This is a genomic window from Streptomyces sp. NRRL F-5650 (assembly GCF_000721365.1).
GTDB lineage: Bacteria > Actinomycetota > Actinomycetes > Streptomycetales > Streptomycetaceae > Streptomyces > Streptomyces ardesiacus.
On sequence record NZ_JOGV01000007.1, the window covers coordinates 39,471 to 54,226 of the forward strand.

A 14,756-nucleotide genomic window follows, 5' to 3' on the forward strand; every position below is an offset into this window, starting at 1 on the left:
TCTGCTGCCATGGAGTGGTTGACGGCCCCTTTCGAGGCGGCCTTTGTGCAGCGGGCCCTGTGGGCCGGGATCCTGGTGTCGGCGATATGCGCACTCGCGGGGACGTGGGTGGTGCTGAGGGGGATGGCCTTCCTCGGTGACGCGATGTCCCACGGACTCCTGCCGGGCGTGGCGGTGGCCGCGCTGCTCGGGGGAAACCTGCTGGTCGGGGCAGTGGTGAGCGCGGCCGTGATGACGGCCGGGGTCACCGCCCTCGGCCGCACGCCGAGGCTTTCCCAGGACACCGGCACCGGCCTGCTCTTCGTCGGCATGCTGTCCCTCGGCGTCATCGTCGTCTCGCGTTCGCAGTCGTTCGCCGTGGACCTCACCGGATTTCTCTTCGGCGACGTCCTCGCGGTGCGCGAGAGCGACCTGTTCCTCCTCGGGACGGCGCTGCTGCTGGCACTGGTCGTCTCGGCGTTCGGCCACCGGGCCTTCCTGGCCCTGGCGTTCGACGACCGCAAGGCCGAGACGCTCGGCCTGCGTCCCCGTCGCGCACACGCCGTGCTGCTCGGCCTGCTGGCCCTGGCCATCGTGGCCTCGTTCCACATCGTGGGCACGCTGCTCGTCCTCGGTCTGCTCATCGCCCCGCCGGCGGCGGCCCTGCCCTGGGCGCGGAGCGTGCGCGGCGTCATGGTTCTCGCCGCGGCCCTCGGTGCGGCCGCCACCTTCGGCGGCCTGCTGCTCTCCTGGCACCTGAGCACCGCCGCCGGCGCGACCGTCTCGGCCCTCGCGGTCAGCCTCTTCTTCCTGTCCCACCTGGCGTCCGGGGCCCGGCACCGGCACCGGCGCCCCGCACGCCGCGCGGGCCCCGCCGCCCGCGCCGCCACGTGCACCGCGAACGCCCCCACGACCCGACCGAACGGAACCTGAGGCGATCCCCTTGCTCGTCCGAAGAAAAGTCACCCCCCTGGTGCCGGCACTCCTGTCCGTGACCCTGCTGACCGCGGGTTGCGCGAGCCGGGAGGACGCCCCATCCAGCGCGGAGAGCCCGGCATCCTCCGCCACCGGCACCCCCCACGGCCACGTCGAGGGCGCCACCGAGTCCGCCGAGCAGCAGTCCCGGCTCCTTCTCGGCGACCCCGCCACCGGCGACACCCGGGTGCTGGACCTGATCACCGGCGAGATCCACGAGACCGCGCGCCAAGCCGGTGTCACCGAGCTCACCACCGACGGCCGTTTCGGCTACTTCCACGGCGCGGACCGCACCCACGTCCTCGACGGCGGCGCGTGGACGGTCGACCACGGAGACCACGTGCACTACTACCGCGCGAAGATCAAGCAGCTCGGCGAAGTCCCGGGCGGACCCGCAACGAGCTTTCGCAGCGACGCGGGCGTGACGGTCACCACCGGGGCGGACGGCAAGGCGGCCGTCCACTCGCGCGCCGACCTGGAGAAGGGCCTCCCCGACACCCCCGACCGGCTTCCGGGCGCCTACGCCGGGCCCGTCGTGCCGTACGCGGAACACCTGGTCGCCCTCGCACCCGACGGCGACGCCCCCGCGAGGGCCGTCGTGCTCGACCGGTCCGGCAGGCCCGTCGCCGCTCCCGGGTCCGAGTGCGAGGACCCCGAGGGCGACGCGGTCACCCGGCGCGGCGTCGTCTTCGGCTGCGCCGACGGCGCCCTGCTCGTCCGGGAGGACGACGGCACCTTCACCGCCGAGAAGATCCCGTACGGCGAGGACGTGCCGAAGGCGCAGCGGGCGGCGGAGTTCCGGCACCGTCCGGGCAGCGGCACGCTCACGGCCGTGGCGGGCGAGAACGCCGTCTGGGCCCTGGACGTCACCGAGGAGACCTGGACGCGGGTGGAGACCGGACCCGTGGTCGCGGCCAACACCGCGGGCGAGGGCGCACCGCTGATGGTTCTGGAGACCGACGGAGCCCTGCACGGATACGACCTGTCCACCGGCAGGCAGACCGCGGTCACCGAACGCCTGCTGCGGAACGTCCCCGGGGCCGCCGCCGGCGATGCAGCGGCACCGGTGATCGAGGTCGACCGGAGCCGGGCCTACCTCAACGACCCCGGAGGCAGGCGTGTGTACGAGATCGACTACAACGACGGACTCCGTGTCGCCCGCACCTTCGACCTGGACGTCACGCCGTCCCTGATGGTGGAGACGGGCCGATGAGCGCGCGGGTGCGAGCGGCGCGGCTGCGCGCCCTCCTGCTCGCCCTGGTCAGCCTCTGTGCCGTCGCCGGTACCGCCACCGGCTGCGCGAGCGGCGACGGCGAGCGGCCCCGGGTCGTGGTGACGACCAACATCCTCGGTGACATCACCCGGGAGATCGTCGGGGACGAGGCGGACGTCAGCGTCCTGATGAAGCCCAACGCCGACCCGCACTCCTTCGGCCTGTCGGCAGTGCAGGCCGCCGAACTGGAGAACGCGGACCTGGTGGTCCACAACGGGCTGGGTCTCGAGGAGAACCTGCTGCGGCACGTGGAGGCGGCCCGGGCGTCGGGCGTGCCCGCCTTCGCGGCCGGCGAGGCGGCCGACCCCCTCACCTTCCACCCGGGTCCGGAGGGCGGTCCCGGCAACGGGGCGGGCGAGCCGGACCCGCACTTCTGGACCGATCCCGACCGCGTGCGCAAGGCAGCCGGCCTGATAGCCGACCACGTCGTGGAACAGGTCGACGGGGTGAACGAGCAAGCGGTCCGGGACAACGCCGAACGCTACGACGGACAACTCGCCGACCTCACCGCCTGGATGGAGAAGTCCTTCGCGTCCATCCCCGAGGGCCGCCGGGCCCTGGTGTCCAACCACCACGTCTTCGGCTACCTGGCCGACCGCTTCGGCTTCCGGGTGATCGGCGCGGTCGTTCCCAGCGGCACGACACTCGCCTCACCCAGCTCCTCCGACCTGCGCTCCCTCACCCGGGCCATGGAGGAGGCCGGCGTGCGCACCGTCTTCGCCGACTCCTCCCAGCCCACCCGGCTCGCCGAGGTCCTGCGCCAGGAGATGGGCGGTGACGTGGACGTCGTCCCGCTGTACTCCGAGTCGCTGACCGAGAAGGGCGGGGGAGCCGGGACCTATCTCGAAATGATGCGCGCCAACACCTCGGCCCTGACCGAGGGCCTCACCGGCGCCTGAGCGCGTTCCCCCGCGGACCGGCGAACCCAGCACGCCGGCCGTTCCACCCCACAAACCCGCGCCCCGAGGGCCGGAGAGGACAGACACACCATGAACAGGTCGACACGCGCCACCACGCTCACCGGCACGGCACTCGCCCTGGCGGCGGCCATGGCGCTGACCGCCTGCGGCGGCGACGAAGCCTCCTCCGACGCCGAGCCGAAGAAGCAGACGAAGAGCAGCGAGGCCGCTGCCGTCAAGAACCCGGTCGTCGCCTCCTACGACGGGGGACTGTACGTCCTCGACGGCGAGAGTCTGAAGCTGGCGAAGACCGTCGAGCTGCCCGGCTTCAACCGGGTCAACCCGGCCGGCGACGAGGACCACGTCATCGTCTCCACCGACACCGGCTTCCGCGTGTTCGACGCCGCCCGGCAGCAGTTCACCGGCGCCGAGTTCAAGGGTGCCAAGCCGGGGCACGTCGTGCGGCACGGCGGCAGGACGGTGCTGTTCACCGACGGCACGGGCGAGGTGAACGTCTTCGACCCCGCCGACCTGGCCGGCGGGAAGCAGCCGGAGGGCCGCACCTACACCTCCGCCGAGGCGCACCACGGTGTCGCCATCGAACTGGCGGGCGGCGAACTCCTCACCACGCTGGGCACCGAGGAGAAGCGCACCGGCGCCCTCGTCCTGGACAAGGACGACAAGGAGATCGCGCGTTCCGAGGACTGCCCCGGCGTGCACGGTGAAGCCGCCGCCCAGGGCGACGTCGTCGGCCTCGGCTGCGAGGACGGCGTACTCCTGTACAGGGAAGGCGAGTTCACCAAGGTCGACGCCCCCGACGACTACGCCCGCACCGGCAACCAGGCCGGCAGCGACGCCTCCCCGATCCTCCTGGGCGACTACAAGACCGACCCCGAGGCGGAACTGGAGCGGCCGACCCGCATATCCCTGATCGACACCCGCACGGCGAAGATGAGGCTGGTCGACCTCGGCACCAGCTACTCCTTCCGCTCGCTCGCCCGCGGCCCGCACGGCGAGGCCCTCGTGCTCGGCACCAACGGTGTCCTCCACGTCATCGACCCGGAGAACGGAAAGGTGGAGAAGAGGATCCAGGCGGTCGGCGACTGGACGGAGCCCCTGGACTGGCAGCAGCCCAGGCCCACCCTGTTCGTCCGCGACCACACGGCGTACGTCTCCGAGCCGGGCAGGCGTCAGCTGCACGCCTTCGATCTGGAGTCGGGGCAGAAGATCACGTCGGTGACGCTGCCGAAGGGCACCAACGAACTGTCCGGGACCGTGGCCGGGCACTGACCGGTCCGCTTCCCGCAGGGCCTATCCGTAGGGTCCCCACCGGCGGCCCAGGGTGTCGTACGTGTAGCGGGGCAGGCCCTTGATGGCGCTGGTGCGGAACGGGCGGCCGTGGTCGTCGAGGCGCACGGTGCCCGTGCGGCCCTGGGAGGACCAGTCCAGCTCCAGGTACCAGCGGCAGTCGCAGGAAGTGGTCGCGGCCGTGACCAGCAGGACTTCGGGATCCCTCGCGGAGACGCGGTAGGGCATCCGCGCGGCCGGGATCGGCGTGCCGGAGTCGTTTCCGGCGACCGCGCGGGCGATGGGGCGGTCCTTGTCGAGGTCCACGGTGAGGGACCGGGGAGTGATCGAGCCGCCGCATCCCTGGTCCATGGCGTAGGCGTTGCCCTCGGCGGGCGCCGTACGGCCGGCCACACGCACGCGCAGCGCCTCCAGCACGACGGCGGTGTCGCTGCGTCCCTGGACCGACAGCCGCAGGAGTGTCTCGCCGCCGTGCACCGCGTCCTGCGTCGCCGCCCAGGGCGCCGCGTCCTGTGGGGCAGGGGGAGGAGGGACCTGGTTCGGCGGCTTGGCGATGACGTAGTCGTGGCCGCAGCCGAGCTTCCAGGCATGTGAGTCGACGGTCCACGTGAGCGGCGTCCCGGCGGGCTGCTCGCCACGGGCGGGGGCCGATGCCGCACCGGAGGGGCGGGAGGCGCCCGGCTGCTCCTTCGGGCCGGCGGAGCCCGAAGGCCCCTTGGAAGGGCCGGGAGCCGGGAGCGCACTCCTGCTGGGAGAGGCGTCACGTCGTCCGGGCGCCCGGGCCTCGGCCGTGTCGGGGACGAGCGCGCCCGACGCGGCCGGGCCGGCGCTCCGGGCAGCACCGCCGGCGGACGCCGGCCGCCTGTCCGGCACGGTGGACAGGGCTCCGAGCACCGCGAGCACGGCACAGGCGCAGGCCAGCCCGGCCACGGGACGCCTGCGGCGGTACCAGGGGAGGCGCGGGCGGGGGAGCGGAGGCGTGTGATCCGGTCCGGCCGCCGCCGTGTCCGGTCCCGGTGGGGCAGGGGCCGCGTTGCTGCCGCTCCCCGGCGACGGCTCCGGTTCGACGCGGTGCCGCACCACGGTGTCCGGTCCGGGTGCCGCGCCGGTCCCGGCGTCCGCCGGCGCGTCGCCCGGGCCGTGCACCGGACCCGGGGCGCGGGGCCGGCGGCGCGCCGCCACCGCCAGGAGCCAACGGCGGTGGAGTTCCAGGCGCTGCTCCGCGGACGCCCCGCACAGGGCCGCGAAGCGCTCCACGGGGGCGAAGTCGAGCGGCACCGTGTCACCCGCGCAGTAGCGGTGCAGCGTCGAGGTGTTCATGCCCAGGCGCCGGGCCAGCGAGCCGTAGCTGCGGTCCGTGCGTTCCTTCAGCGCCCTCAGCAGCGCTGCGAACCCGGCCACCTCGTCGACGCCGTCGCGGTCCTCCGGTACCGGCACAGGCCCACCCGTCCTCGTACGACTCCGAACCGGCCCGGGACGGTGTCCCAGGCACTCATGTACCTGCACGTCGGACGGGCTGGGACGGTTCCACCGTGCCCGTTCCGCCGTCTGCGCTTGCACCCGGTCCACGTGACCGCTGATGCTCGTGGTGCCGCACCCACCGGGCAAGGGCCGACCGGCCGGCCCCGCGGCACCCGCATCCACACGTCACCCACGGGGGAACGCCCATGTCCCTGCGCATCCCGGCGAGCGCGCTCACCGCACTCGCCGTCGCCGCCCTCGCGGCGGGCACGGTCCTCACCGCACCGGCCGCCGGTGCCCCGCCCGCGCCGACGTTCCTGTCGGCGTCCCAGATGCCGCCGCACCCGACCTCGTCCTGGTCCGCGGGGCCCGTCACCGACGGCTTCCCGGACGAACTCGGCCTGTGCATCAGCACGGAGGGGTTGCCCGCCCACGCCTACCGGCACCGGCAGTTCCGGACCGACCTGGACACCGGTGCCGTGCAGATGACCGTCGTCGCGGGCACGGCCGCCCGGGCCGAGGCTCTGGCGAAGCACTACGACGACCTGATCCGCACCTGCGCCGACCGCATCGAGGAGTCCTCGCCCGACGTCCGGGCCGAGGGCCGCGACTACGGCACCGTGCCGGTCGAGGAGGGCGCCCACGTCCGCGGCCTGCACACCGTGACCACCTGGGGCGCCACCGACATCGCCCTGCTGTCGGTCGGCCGGGACGACAGGACCGTCACCGTCGTCAAGTGGGGACAGATGGGCGACTTCCACGATGCTCCCGTGGCCGCCTTCGAGGAGACCACCAGAGCGGCCGTCGACAAGCTGTACTGACCGGACGGCCACCCAGGGGACCGGCGCCGTCCTCCCGCCACGGGGGTGGGGAGGACGGCGCCTGCCCGGGGACGTACCCACTAGCCGTGGCCTTCTCGCGACGGTCGGTCGTGCACGCGACCGTCGGTCTCGGGGTGGGAGAGCGTGGCGAGGAGCCGCAGCTTCTCGTCGCTGTCGCTGTTCTTGTCGGGGTAGTACACGACGAGGATGACGTCCTCGACGGCGAGTTTGTCGCGGTGGAGGTGGAGTTCACCGACGACGGGGTGGTGGACGGTGGTCGTGCCTCCGTCGAGGCGGCGGACGTCGTGGCGGGCCCAGAGGGTGCGGAACCGCTGGCTGGACAGGGCGAGTTCTCCGACGAGTTCCACGAACCTGGGGTCGTCGGTGTCGTCCCCGACGGTGGTGCGCAGGGCGGCGACGAAATCGGCGGTGGCCTTGGCCCAGTCCTGGTGGAAGGCCTGTTCCTCGGGGTCGAGGAGGAGGGAACGAAGCCGGTTGTGGCCGGGCCGCAGACGCGGGGAGAGCGCGACCGCCATGGGGTTGGAGGCCAGGACGTCGAATGCGCGCCCTTCGACGAACGCGGGGATCTGGAGGTGGGCGAGCAGTTCGTGCACCCGGGCCGGTACGTGCTCGGGCCGCTTGCGCCGCGGCGCCCTGGGACGTGCCGCCGCGAGGCCGAGCAGATACGTCCGCTCGACGTCGTCGAGCCGAAGGACCCGCGCGAGTGATTCCAGGACCTGCGGCGAGGGGTTCTTGTCGCGGCCCCGTTCCAGGCGCAGGTAGTAGTCGGGGCTGATCCCGGCGAGCAGGGCGACTTCCTCACGGCGCAGTCCGGGCACGCGGCGGTTGCCGCCCGGCGGGAGACCCGCCTGCGCGGGGGAGACCAGCTCACGCCGGGCACGAAGGTAGCTGCCGAGCCGGTTGCCGGATTCCTCATCCTTCATACCCACACCGTAGTCCGGCACGGGTGTTCCAGCGGGGGCCCTGGCAGGACCAGGGAAGACGGGGGCACTGCCACACCCGGCGGACGCCGCCAAGACTGTGAGGGCACTGTTCCGGAAGAGACAGCGCGCATCACTGTCCGCGCCGCGGGCCCGAACGCCGGCGGCGCCCTGAACCGAAGGAAGACCTCGTGGATCTCTCCAGCCGCACCGTTCTCGTCGTCGGCGGAACCTCGGGCATCGGACGTGAGCTGGCCCGGCGGTTCGCCGCGGCCGGCAGCACCGTGGCCGTCGGCGGCCGCAGCCAGGAAGCACTGGCGGAACTCGCCGGAGAGGGCTTCGGCACGATCGGCATCGACGTGACCGACAGCGCCTCCGTCGCCTCCGCCCGCGACACCGCGCTCGCCCGCTACCCCGAGCTGGACACCGTGGTGACCATGTCGGGCGTCATGCACCTGGAGGACCTGCGCGACCCCGGGCACTACGAGGTGGCGGCAACGACGATCGACACCAACCTGCTCGGCACCGTCAGGGTCCTCGACGCCTTCACCCCGCACCTGGTCCGGCGGGGCAGCGGCACCTTCGTGACCGTCACCTCGGGCATCGCCTTCCTGCCGTTCCCGCCCATGCCCAGCTACGCCGCCTCGAAGGCCGCCGTGCACGCCTACTCCGAGGCACTGCGCGCGCAGCTCGACGGCACCGGTGTCGGCGTCGTCGAGCTCGTCCCCCCGGCCGTCGCCACGGCAGGGCAGGAGAAGGTGAACCCGCACGCGCTGCCGCTCGACGACTTCGCCACCGAGGTCATGGACCTGCTCTCGCAGGACCCCACCCCCGACGAGATCCTCGTCAAGGGCGTCCGCATGCACCGCTGGGCCGAGCGCGACGGCACCTACGACGACCTCGTCGCCCAGCGCTCCCAGGCCCTGGCCATGCTCCCCGGCCGCACGGGCTGACACCCTTCCCCGGCGCTTCCTCCGTGGCGTCGGGCCGCCCGGGACTACACCGGTTCCAGGTTCTGCCGGGGCCGGACGACGGGGAACGTCACGCCGGTGAGGTCTTCGGAGACGGCCCACAGCCGCTGCTGGACGGCCGCCTCGTACGACTGAGGGCTGGAGGTGACCAGCCGGGGGTGGCCCTTGACCTCGTTGCGTCCGCCGGGGCCGTAGTACTGGCCGCCGAGCACCGCGGGGTCGGTGGCGGCACGCAGGGTGGGCAGGGCGCCCATGGCCGGCGTCTGGGTGATCAGCGGCGCCAGCCAGGTCACGGGCAGGCGGATCGCCGCGGGGAGGCTGCGGACGAGGTCGGTGTTGGACGTGCCGGGGTGCGCGGCCACCGCGACGGTGGTCCCGTGCGCGGCGAGCCGGCGTTGCAGCTCGTACGTGAACATCAGGTTGGCCAGCTTGGACTGGCCGTAGGCGGCGGCCCGGCTGTACGACCGCTCCCAGTGCAGGTCGTCGAAGTGGATGGCGGCCCGGATGCGGTGGCCGGTACTGCTGACCGTCACCACGCGCGAGCCGGGCACCGGCAGCATCAGGTCCAGCAGCAGCCCGGTGAGCGCGAAGTGGCCGAGGTGGTTGGTGCCGAACTGCTTCTCGAAGCCGTCGGCGGTGGTCTGCTTGGGGGTGTACATCACGCCGGCGTTGTTGATCAGCAGGTCGATCCGGTCGAGCCGGGACCGCAGTGCCGTCGCCGCGGTCCGTACCGAGTCGAGCGAGGTCAAATCCAGCTCCTGGACGCTCACGTCGCCGGTCATGCGGGCCGCGGCATGCTCGCCCTTCTCCGCGTCGCGCACGGCGAGCACCACGGATGCCCCGTGCTCGGCGAGTGCCCTGGCGGTCTCGTACCCCAGCCCGGTGTTGGCCCCGGTCACCACGGCCACCCGCCCCCGCTGGTCCGGGATGTTCGCCGTCGTCCACTTCTCGCCCATGCCAGGCTCCCAGCCGTAAAGTACCGAAGGTATCTTGTGTGGCCGACACTAAAGTACCCCCGGTACGTTGTCAACGTACCGGGGGTACTGAAACTAGACTGACGTCCGTGACTTTCCAGCGGGCGCGAACCGAAGAGCAGCGGGAGATCCGTCGGCGGGCGATCCTCGACGCGGCGTCGGCGATGCTCGACGAGATGCCCGTGGCCGCGGTCACCCTGAACGAACTCAGCCGCCGGGTGGGACTCGCGAAGCCGAACGTGCTGCGCTACTTCGAGTCCCGCGAGGCGGTACTCCTGGAGCTGCTCGACCGCTTCCTGCGGGAGTGGCTGACGGACCTCGCGCAGGAGCTGGCCGCCGGCGTCGACGAGGAGCTGTCCACGGCCGAGCGGGCGACAGCCGTGGCCGAGGTCCTCAGCCGCTCACTCGCCGGCCGGGTGGTGTTGTGCGACCTCTTCGGCGCACAGGGCAGCGTCCTGGAACACAACGTCTCCGTCGAGGTCGTGGCACGCTACAAGCGCGCCTCTCTGGACCGCCTGACCACCATGACCGAGCTGCTCCGGACCTACCTGCCGGAGCTGGGCGAGAACGCGACGCTGTTCAGCCTGCACACCATGGTCATGGCCGGTGCGTTGTCGGCGTACAGCACGCCCCCGCCCAGCCTGCAGGCGGCCTACCGGGCCGAGCCCGACCTGGCCCACTTCCACCTGGAGCTGGAGGACTCCCTGAAGCTGGCGCTGACCGCAGCCCTTCTGGGCGTGCTGCCCCGCCGCTGACCCACGGCGCGCTGCGCAACGAAGCACGGGCCGACCGGGAACGCCAGCCCGCAGGTCGCCGGCGCGGCAGGGGCCCGAAGGCCGGCCTTGCCTGCCGCAGGTTCACCAACCCACAAACCCGCGGGATTCTCCGGCGTCGCGTCGCGGCCGGGACGCGGAAACGGCGCGGATGGTGACCTCGCTGCGCAGGCACGCACAGCACCGAGTTCGCCGCCCTGCGGGACACCCATGACGTCGCGCCAGCACGCGTGGACCACAAGCGGATCGTGCACCCGGCGCTGGGCGTCGACGAACTCGACTGTCACGACCTGCTCAGGAGCCGGACGGTCCGATCTCCCCGGCGAAGACGATGACTTGGTCGATGAGGCTGCGTCGCAGATGGACGACGTCCGTTCCCGCCAGGCGGGGGCCACGGTCCGGCGTGGTGAAGACCCACTGGTACCGGGCCCACTCGTCGGGCATGTCCACCGCCGAGCAGCGCACCATCGTGCCGGTCCCCGCCGGGTGGCGCCGGATGTCCAGCACGAACCGTTCGACCGCCGCGATCCCCTCGCTGCGGCCCAACGGCCCCCAGAAGACCACGTCCGAGGTCAGAGCCTGAGAGAGCAGAGCGGTCACATAGCTGTCGTCCGAGGTGTTGAACGCGGAGATGAACGTGTCGATCGCGGAGCGTGCAATCTCTTCCTGCATGCCCCAGTAATACCAGCACTCGTGCGTGCCCTCGTCCCGCGAGCCGGCTCCCGCGGGCTCCGCCGGGCAGGACGACGGCGACGGCGGCTGCACGGCGCGGCCCGGCCGTAAGCCGTGTCCGGCGTCACCGGCTGCTCGGGTCGTCGCGGAACCGCGGTGCCGAGTGGTGCTCCTGCGCGAGCCGCCGCAGGGCCAGCAGCGCCGGCTCCAGGAGCACGGTCAGCAGCAGTGCCCGCTCGGCCTGTCGCAGCGGGTCGCCCGCGTCCGGCAACTGGTCGAGGCCGAGTCGGGCCGTGCGGTCGGCGAGTTCGGCGTACGGCACGAGCGAGCGCCAGTCGTAGTCCATCCCGAGGGCCCGCATCGTCTCCAACGTCTCGGAGATCACCTGCGCGGCGGGCGCGTCCGGGGACGTCTGCCGGCCCATCTCGGCGGTCAGCGCCGCCGCGTCGTCGACGGCGCCCTCCGAGTCCCGCTCCGCGACCGGCTCCGTGTCCCGCCCGGAGCCCTGCTCCGCGCCCGGCCGCGGCGGCCTGCCGGACCGCTCGACGGGCAGCGCGCCCAGCACCGGCCCGAGCAGCAGGTGCAGGTCGCCCTGGTTGTCGTCCACCGCGGCCAGCACGTCCTTGGTCGCGCTCACCGAGAGCCCCCTCACGCCGATCAGGGAGCGGATCAGCCGCAGCCGGCGTACGTGCTCCTCGTCGTACGCGGTCTGGTTGGCGGCCGGGCGGCAGCAGCCCGTCCCGCAGGTAGTACTTGATCGTCGGGATGGAGACCGCTCCTGAAGGCGAGATCACTGTGCCCACGCTTCCCTGGACCATCCCCCACACGCCCCCGCAGCACGGCACCGCGTACGTCATGGCGTCTCGCTTCGAAGTGCGGACGCTCAAGGGCGTGCCGCGCTATTTCCTGCGCTCCCTGGCCGCCTGGAAACAGGTCCGCTCGGCTCCCGGCGCCTACGGGGCCTCCCTGATCGCGCAGCCCTCCAGGCGTGTCTTCCACACGCTGTCGGCCTGGCAGGACCGTGACGCCCTGTACGTCTACGCCGGATCCGAACCGCACCGCGGCATCGCGACCTCGCTGCGTTCCACGATGCGCGACTCCACCTTCACCTTCTGGGAAGTCGACGTCGCCACCCTGCCCATCACCTGGGACGACGTCAAGCGCCGGCTGGCGGAGCAGGCCCGCACCGACGTGGCGGGCGGCGCCTGAGCCCCGACGCGAGCACCGGCCCGGGAGCGCACTCCGGCCCCGGGCCGGCCCCCCATCCCGAAGGCGGCTCCGCATCCGCATCCTCTCTCCGCACCTGTGCCGCCGGCTCGCGGACCTCCTCGCACGGACGCGGCCCGCCGGCCGGTACAGGGTGTCGTCCCGCGTTTTGCGTGGCAGGGTGAGCCGTGCTTGGCTCGCCGGATGAACTTTCTGCTGACGGCGGGCGGCCTGCGCAACGAGACGTTGCGGGAGGCGTTGCGGGACATGCTGGGCAAGCCCTTCGGGTCGGCGAACGTCGTGTACGTTCCCACGGCGTCCGTCGCCGAGCCCGGGGACCACGGGTGGCTCCTGGCGGACATGAACCGGCTGTACGGCCTCGGCTGGCGGGAGTTCGACGTCCTGGAACTGAACGGTCTGCCCCCGCAGTCGGTGCTCGACCGGCTGCTCCATGCCGACGTCGTCCATGTGGCCGGCGGCAGCCACTACCACCTCGCGCGCAGTATCAGCGGCAACGGTCTGGCCGACGGCTTCCTGAAGGCGCTGGAGAGCCGCGTCTACGTCGGGTTCAGCGCCGGATCAATGATCTTCAGCCGTCATCTCACCGCGCACTCCGCCGAGGTCATCGGGGACACCGCGGACCTCCACGTGCTCGGCGCGACGACCGTGGACCCGCCGTTCGGCCTTTTCGACTGGTATCTCAAGCCCCACCTCTACTCGCCGGACTTCCCCGAGCGTGACGACGCCTGGGCCGATCGGATCGCCGAGCGGGCCAACTTCCCGGTGTACTTCATCGACGACGAGACGGCCGTCCGCGTCAGGGACGGCGAGCTGGACGTCGTCACCGAAGGCCGGTGGCGCTTCCACCCGTGACGGCTCCCGAGCACGGTGGGGGACGCGTCCGTGGCTCACGGCACCACCGCACGCCGGAGCACAAGCCTCCTGTGAACCGAAGAAGCCCTCACGCCGTTGACGTGTTGACCCAACTTCCGTGTGACAACGTCGCGTTGTGCTTCACCCGGCCAACACATTCGCGTCTGCGAGGCTTTGGCACGGTGCTTCAGGAAAGGCGAGACCAGTGCAGCCGCTTGATGGAACTGATCCGGCGAAGACAGGCAGGTACCGGCTGGTCGGCAGGCTCGGCCAGGGTGGCATGGGGCGGGTGTACCTCGGCCGTTCGCCGGGTGGCCGGCCCGCCGCGGTCAAGGTGATCAACGACCATCTGCAGCACGACGAACACGCCCTGAACAGGTTCCGGCGCGAGGCCGAGACGCTGGGCACCGTGCGCAGTGCCTACACCGCGGCGCTGATCGAGGCCGAACTGGCGCAGCCCCCGTACTGGCTGGCGACCGAGTACGTACCCGGCCCGACCCTGCACGCGGCAGGCGGACACCTAGCCGGCCGTGAGCACGAGCTTGCCCCGGATGTGCCCGCGGGCGGCGCGTTCGTGGGCCGCCCGGGCGTTGGCGAGGGGGAACGTGCTGTCGATCGCCACCCGCACCGTGCCGGTGTCGAGCAGGCGCCCCAGTTCCGCGAGTTGCGCGCCGCTGGAGCGGACCTGTGCGCTGGAGACGGTGACGCCCAGCTTGCGGGTCTCCAGCGGATCGAAGTCCCCCGGGAACACGGGGAAGAGGGAGCCGCCGCGCTTGAGCGTGCTCAGGAAGCGGCTGCTGCCGGGCCCGCCGACCGTGTCGAGGACGAGGTCGGCGCCCCGCACGAGTGCCTCGGGCCTGCTCCGGGTGTAGTCGATGAAGTCGTCGGCGCCCAGTTCGCGCAGGAAGGACGCGTGGGCGCCCGACGCCACCGCGACGACCTTCGCCCCCTTCCACTTCGCGAGCTGCACCGCGAAGTGCCCCACGCCTCCGGCGGCGCCGTTGACGAGCACCGTCGTGCCGGTGCCGAGCGGAGCCGGCCGGTGCCGGGCGTTCTGGAACGGGGAGGGGTGATCATGACCCTGCTCGATCAGGAACTGCCACGCGGTGAGCCCGGCCATGGGAACCCCCGCGGCGTGCACGTGGTCGAGGCGGGCCGGTTTGCGGGCGAGGTCGGAGGCGGGGGCGGTCACGTACTCGGCGTACGCGCTGCCGTCGAAGCCGGGAAACCGCAGCAGGCCGAAGACCTCCTCGCCCACGGAGAGCCCGGTCACGTCCGCCGCCACGGCCGCCACGACGCCCGACACGTCGGTTCCGGGGATCACCGGCAGGCTCACCGACGACTGCGATCCGGGCATCGTGGTGAGCCCGCCGCGCAGGTACCGGTCCGGGGGATTGACGCCGATCGCGTGGACGCGTACGAGCACCTCGCCCGGCCCGGGCGAGGGAACCGGTACCTCTTCGTACCGCAGGACGTCGGGGCCGCCGTGCTCGTGGAGCCGGATCGCCCTCATCGTGTGTGCCGACATCGTTCTCTTCCTGCTCGCGCGACGGGATAGGCTCATTCGGATCAGCGATCCACGTAAATGGACCACTGATCCGAATATATGGACCACTGATCCGGATCGTCA

The 14,756-nt window shown here is 72.3% G+C and carries 16 protein-coding genes; 10 read left to right on the forward strand and 6 right to left on the reverse strand.

Going from position 1 to position 14,756, the window contains the following annotated elements:
• Positions 1–9: 9 nt before the first annotated feature.
• The 4 genes from aztB (at position 10) to aztD (ending at position 4,416) form a co-directional block, all read left to right on the forward strand.
• Positions 10–912 carry a zinc ABC transporter permease AztB gene (gene aztB / locus IG88_RS0109095; protein WP_031037212.1) on the forward strand — a complete coding sequence of 301 codons (903 nt, stop codon included), beginning with the start codon at positions 10–12 and terminating at the stop codon, positions 910–912.
• 10 nt (positions 913–922) lie between these two features.
• Positions 923–2,167 (forward strand): hypothetical protein, encoded by a 1,245-nt coding sequence (locus IG88_RS0109100; protein WP_031037214.1) that lies wholly within the window; start codon positions 923–925, stop codon positions 2,165–2,167.
• Complete coding sequence (aztC, locus tag IG88_RS0109105; protein WP_031037217.1) at positions 2,164–3,126, forward strand: zinc ABC transporter substrate-binding protein AztC; 963 nt, start codon at positions 2,164–2,166, stop codon at positions 3,124–3,126. The genes IG88_RS0109100 and aztC overlap by 4 nt, the downstream gene beginning before the upstream one ends.
• A gap of 90 nt (positions 3,127–3,216) precedes the next feature.
• Entirely contained in the window at positions 3,217–4,416 is a 1,200-nt protein-coding gene (aztD, locus tag IG88_RS0109110) for a zinc metallochaperone AztD (protein ID WP_031037221.1), read from the forward strand.
• A gap of 21 nt (positions 4,417–4,437) precedes the next feature.
• On the opposite strand, the gene IG88_RS0109115 is transcribed toward aztD, so the two are convergent.
• On the reverse strand, positions 4,438–5,871 hold the full coding sequence (locus IG88_RS0109115) for a helix-turn-helix domain-containing protein (RefSeq protein ID WP_031037223.1): 1,434 nt from the start codon (positions 5,869–5,871) through the stop codon (positions 4,438–4,440).
• A gap of 230 nt (positions 5,872–6,101) precedes the next feature.
• Between IG88_RS0109115 and IG88_RS0109120 the strand changes: the two genes are divergently transcribed.
• Positions 6,102–6,716 (forward strand): hypothetical protein, encoded by a 615-nt coding sequence (locus tag IG88_RS0109120; protein WP_031037225.1) that lies wholly within the window; start codon positions 6,102–6,104, stop codon positions 6,714–6,716.
• An 80-nt stretch (positions 6,717–6,796) separates the two neighbouring features.
• Here the strand turns inward: IG88_RS0109120 and IG88_RS0109125 are convergent, their stop codons facing one another.
• Complete coding sequence (locus tag IG88_RS0109125) at positions 6,797–7,660, reverse strand: helix-turn-helix transcriptional regulator (RefSeq protein ID WP_031037228.1); 864 nt, start codon at positions 7,658–7,660, stop codon at positions 6,797–6,799.
• A gap of 188 nt (positions 7,661–7,848) precedes the next feature.
• On the opposite strand from IG88_RS0109125, the gene IG88_RS0109130 reads away from it, so the two are divergent.
• Complete coding sequence (locus tag IG88_RS0109130; protein ID WP_031037230.1) at positions 7,849–8,610, forward strand: SDR family oxidoreductase; 762 nt, start codon at positions 7,849–7,851, stop codon at positions 8,608–8,610.
• A 44-nt stretch (positions 8,611–8,654) separates the two neighbouring features.
• On the opposite strand, the gene IG88_RS0109135 is transcribed toward IG88_RS0109130, so the two are convergent.
• Positions 8,655–9,584 (reverse strand): SDR family NAD(P)-dependent oxidoreductase, encoded by a 930-nt coding sequence (locus IG88_RS0109135; protein WP_031037233.1) that lies wholly within the window; start codon positions 9,582–9,584, stop codon positions 8,655–8,657.
• A gap of 107 nt (positions 9,585–9,691) precedes the next feature.
• Here IG88_RS0109135 and IG88_RS0109140 point away from each other — a divergent pair, with 107 nt between their 5' ends.
• Positions 9,692–10,357, forward strand: a complete 666-nt coding sequence (locus IG88_RS0109140) for a TetR/AcrR family transcriptional regulator (RefSeq protein ID WP_031037238.1) — start codon at positions 9,692–9,694, stop codon at positions 10,355–10,357.
• Between the two features lie 248 nt (positions 10,358–10,605).
• Entirely contained in the window at positions 10,606–10,710 is a 105-nt protein-coding gene (locus IG88_RS45270) for a hypothetical protein (protein WP_420712079.1), read from the forward strand.
• On the opposite strand, the gene IG88_RS0109145 is transcribed toward IG88_RS45270, so the two are convergent.
• Together IG88_RS0109145 and IG88_RS38495 are read right to left on the reverse strand one after the other, a co-directional pair.
• Positions 10,670–11,047, reverse strand: a complete 378-nt coding sequence (locus tag IG88_RS0109145; protein WP_031037241.1) for a hypothetical protein — start codon at positions 11,045–11,047, stop codon at positions 10,670–10,672. The genes IG88_RS45270 and IG88_RS0109145 overlap by 41 nt on opposite strands.
• A 124-nt stretch (positions 11,048–11,171) precedes the next feature.
• Positions 11,172–11,684, reverse strand: coding sequence for a transcriptional regulator (locus IG88_RS38495; RefSeq protein WP_324608999.1), 513 nt, complete (start codon positions 11,682–11,684; stop codon positions 11,172–11,174).
• A gap of 158 nt (positions 11,685–11,842) precedes the next feature.
• Here IG88_RS38495 and IG88_RS0109155 point away from each other — a divergent pair, with 158 nt between their 5' ends.
• Together IG88_RS0109155 and IG88_RS0109160 are read left to right on the forward strand one after the other, a co-directional pair.
• Positions 11,843–12,256: a hypothetical protein gene (locus tag IG88_RS0109155; RefSeq protein ID WP_031037243.1), complete on the forward strand. Its 414-nt coding sequence runs from the start codon at positions 11,843–11,845 to the stop codon at positions 12,254–12,256.
• A 201-nt stretch (positions 12,257–12,457) separates the two neighbouring features.
• Positions 12,458–13,126, forward strand: a complete 669-nt coding sequence (locus IG88_RS0109160) for a Type 1 glutamine amidotransferase-like domain-containing protein (protein ID WP_031037245.1) — start codon at positions 12,458–12,460, stop codon at positions 13,124–13,126.
• 520 nt (positions 13,127–13,646) lie between these two features.
• Here the strand turns inward: IG88_RS0109160 and IG88_RS0109165 are convergent.
• Complete coding sequence (locus IG88_RS0109165) at positions 13,647–14,654, reverse strand: NADP-dependent oxidoreductase (protein WP_031037247.1); 1,008 nt, start codon at positions 14,652–14,654, stop codon at positions 13,647–13,649.
• Between the last annotated feature and the right edge of the window lie 102 nt (positions 14,655–14,756).

Excerpts from the sequence above, each read along its gene's own strand:
- aztB (WP_031037212.1), top strand. The coding sequence starts at position 10 with ATGGAGTGGTTGACGGCCCCTTTCGAGGCGGCCTTTGTGCAGCGGGCC.
- aztC (WP_031037217.1), top strand. The coding sequence starts at position 2,164 with ATGAGCGCGCGGGTGCGAGCGGCGCGGCTGCGCGCCCTCCTGCTCGCC.
- aztD (WP_031037221.1), top strand. The coding sequence starts at position 3,217 with ATGAACAGGTCGACACGCGCCACCACGCTCACCGGCACGGCACTCGCC.
- IG88_RS0109120 (WP_031037225.1), top strand. The coding sequence starts at position 6,102 with ATGTCCCTGCGCATCCCGGCGAGCGCGCTCACCGCACTCGCCGTCGCC.
- IG88_RS0109125 (WP_031037228.1), bottom strand. The coding sequence starts at position 7,660 with ATGAAGGATGAGGAATCCGGCAACCGGCTCGGCAGCTACCTTCGTGCC.
- IG88_RS0109135 (WP_031037233.1), bottom strand. The coding sequence starts at position 9,584 with ATGGGCGAGAAGTGGACGACGGCGAACATCCCGGACCAGCGGGGGCGG.
- IG88_RS0109145 (WP_031037241.1), bottom strand. The coding sequence starts at position 11,047 with ATGCAGGAAGAGATTGCACGCTCCGCGATCGACACGTTCATCTCCGCG.
- IG88_RS0109160 (WP_031037245.1), top strand. The coding sequence starts at position 12,458 with ATGAACTTTCTGCTGACGGCGGGCGGCCTGCGCAACGAGACGTTGCGG.
- IG88_RS0109165 (WP_031037247.1), bottom strand. The coding sequence starts at position 14,654 with ATGTCGGCACACACGATGAGGGCGATCCGGCTCCACGAGCACGGCGGC.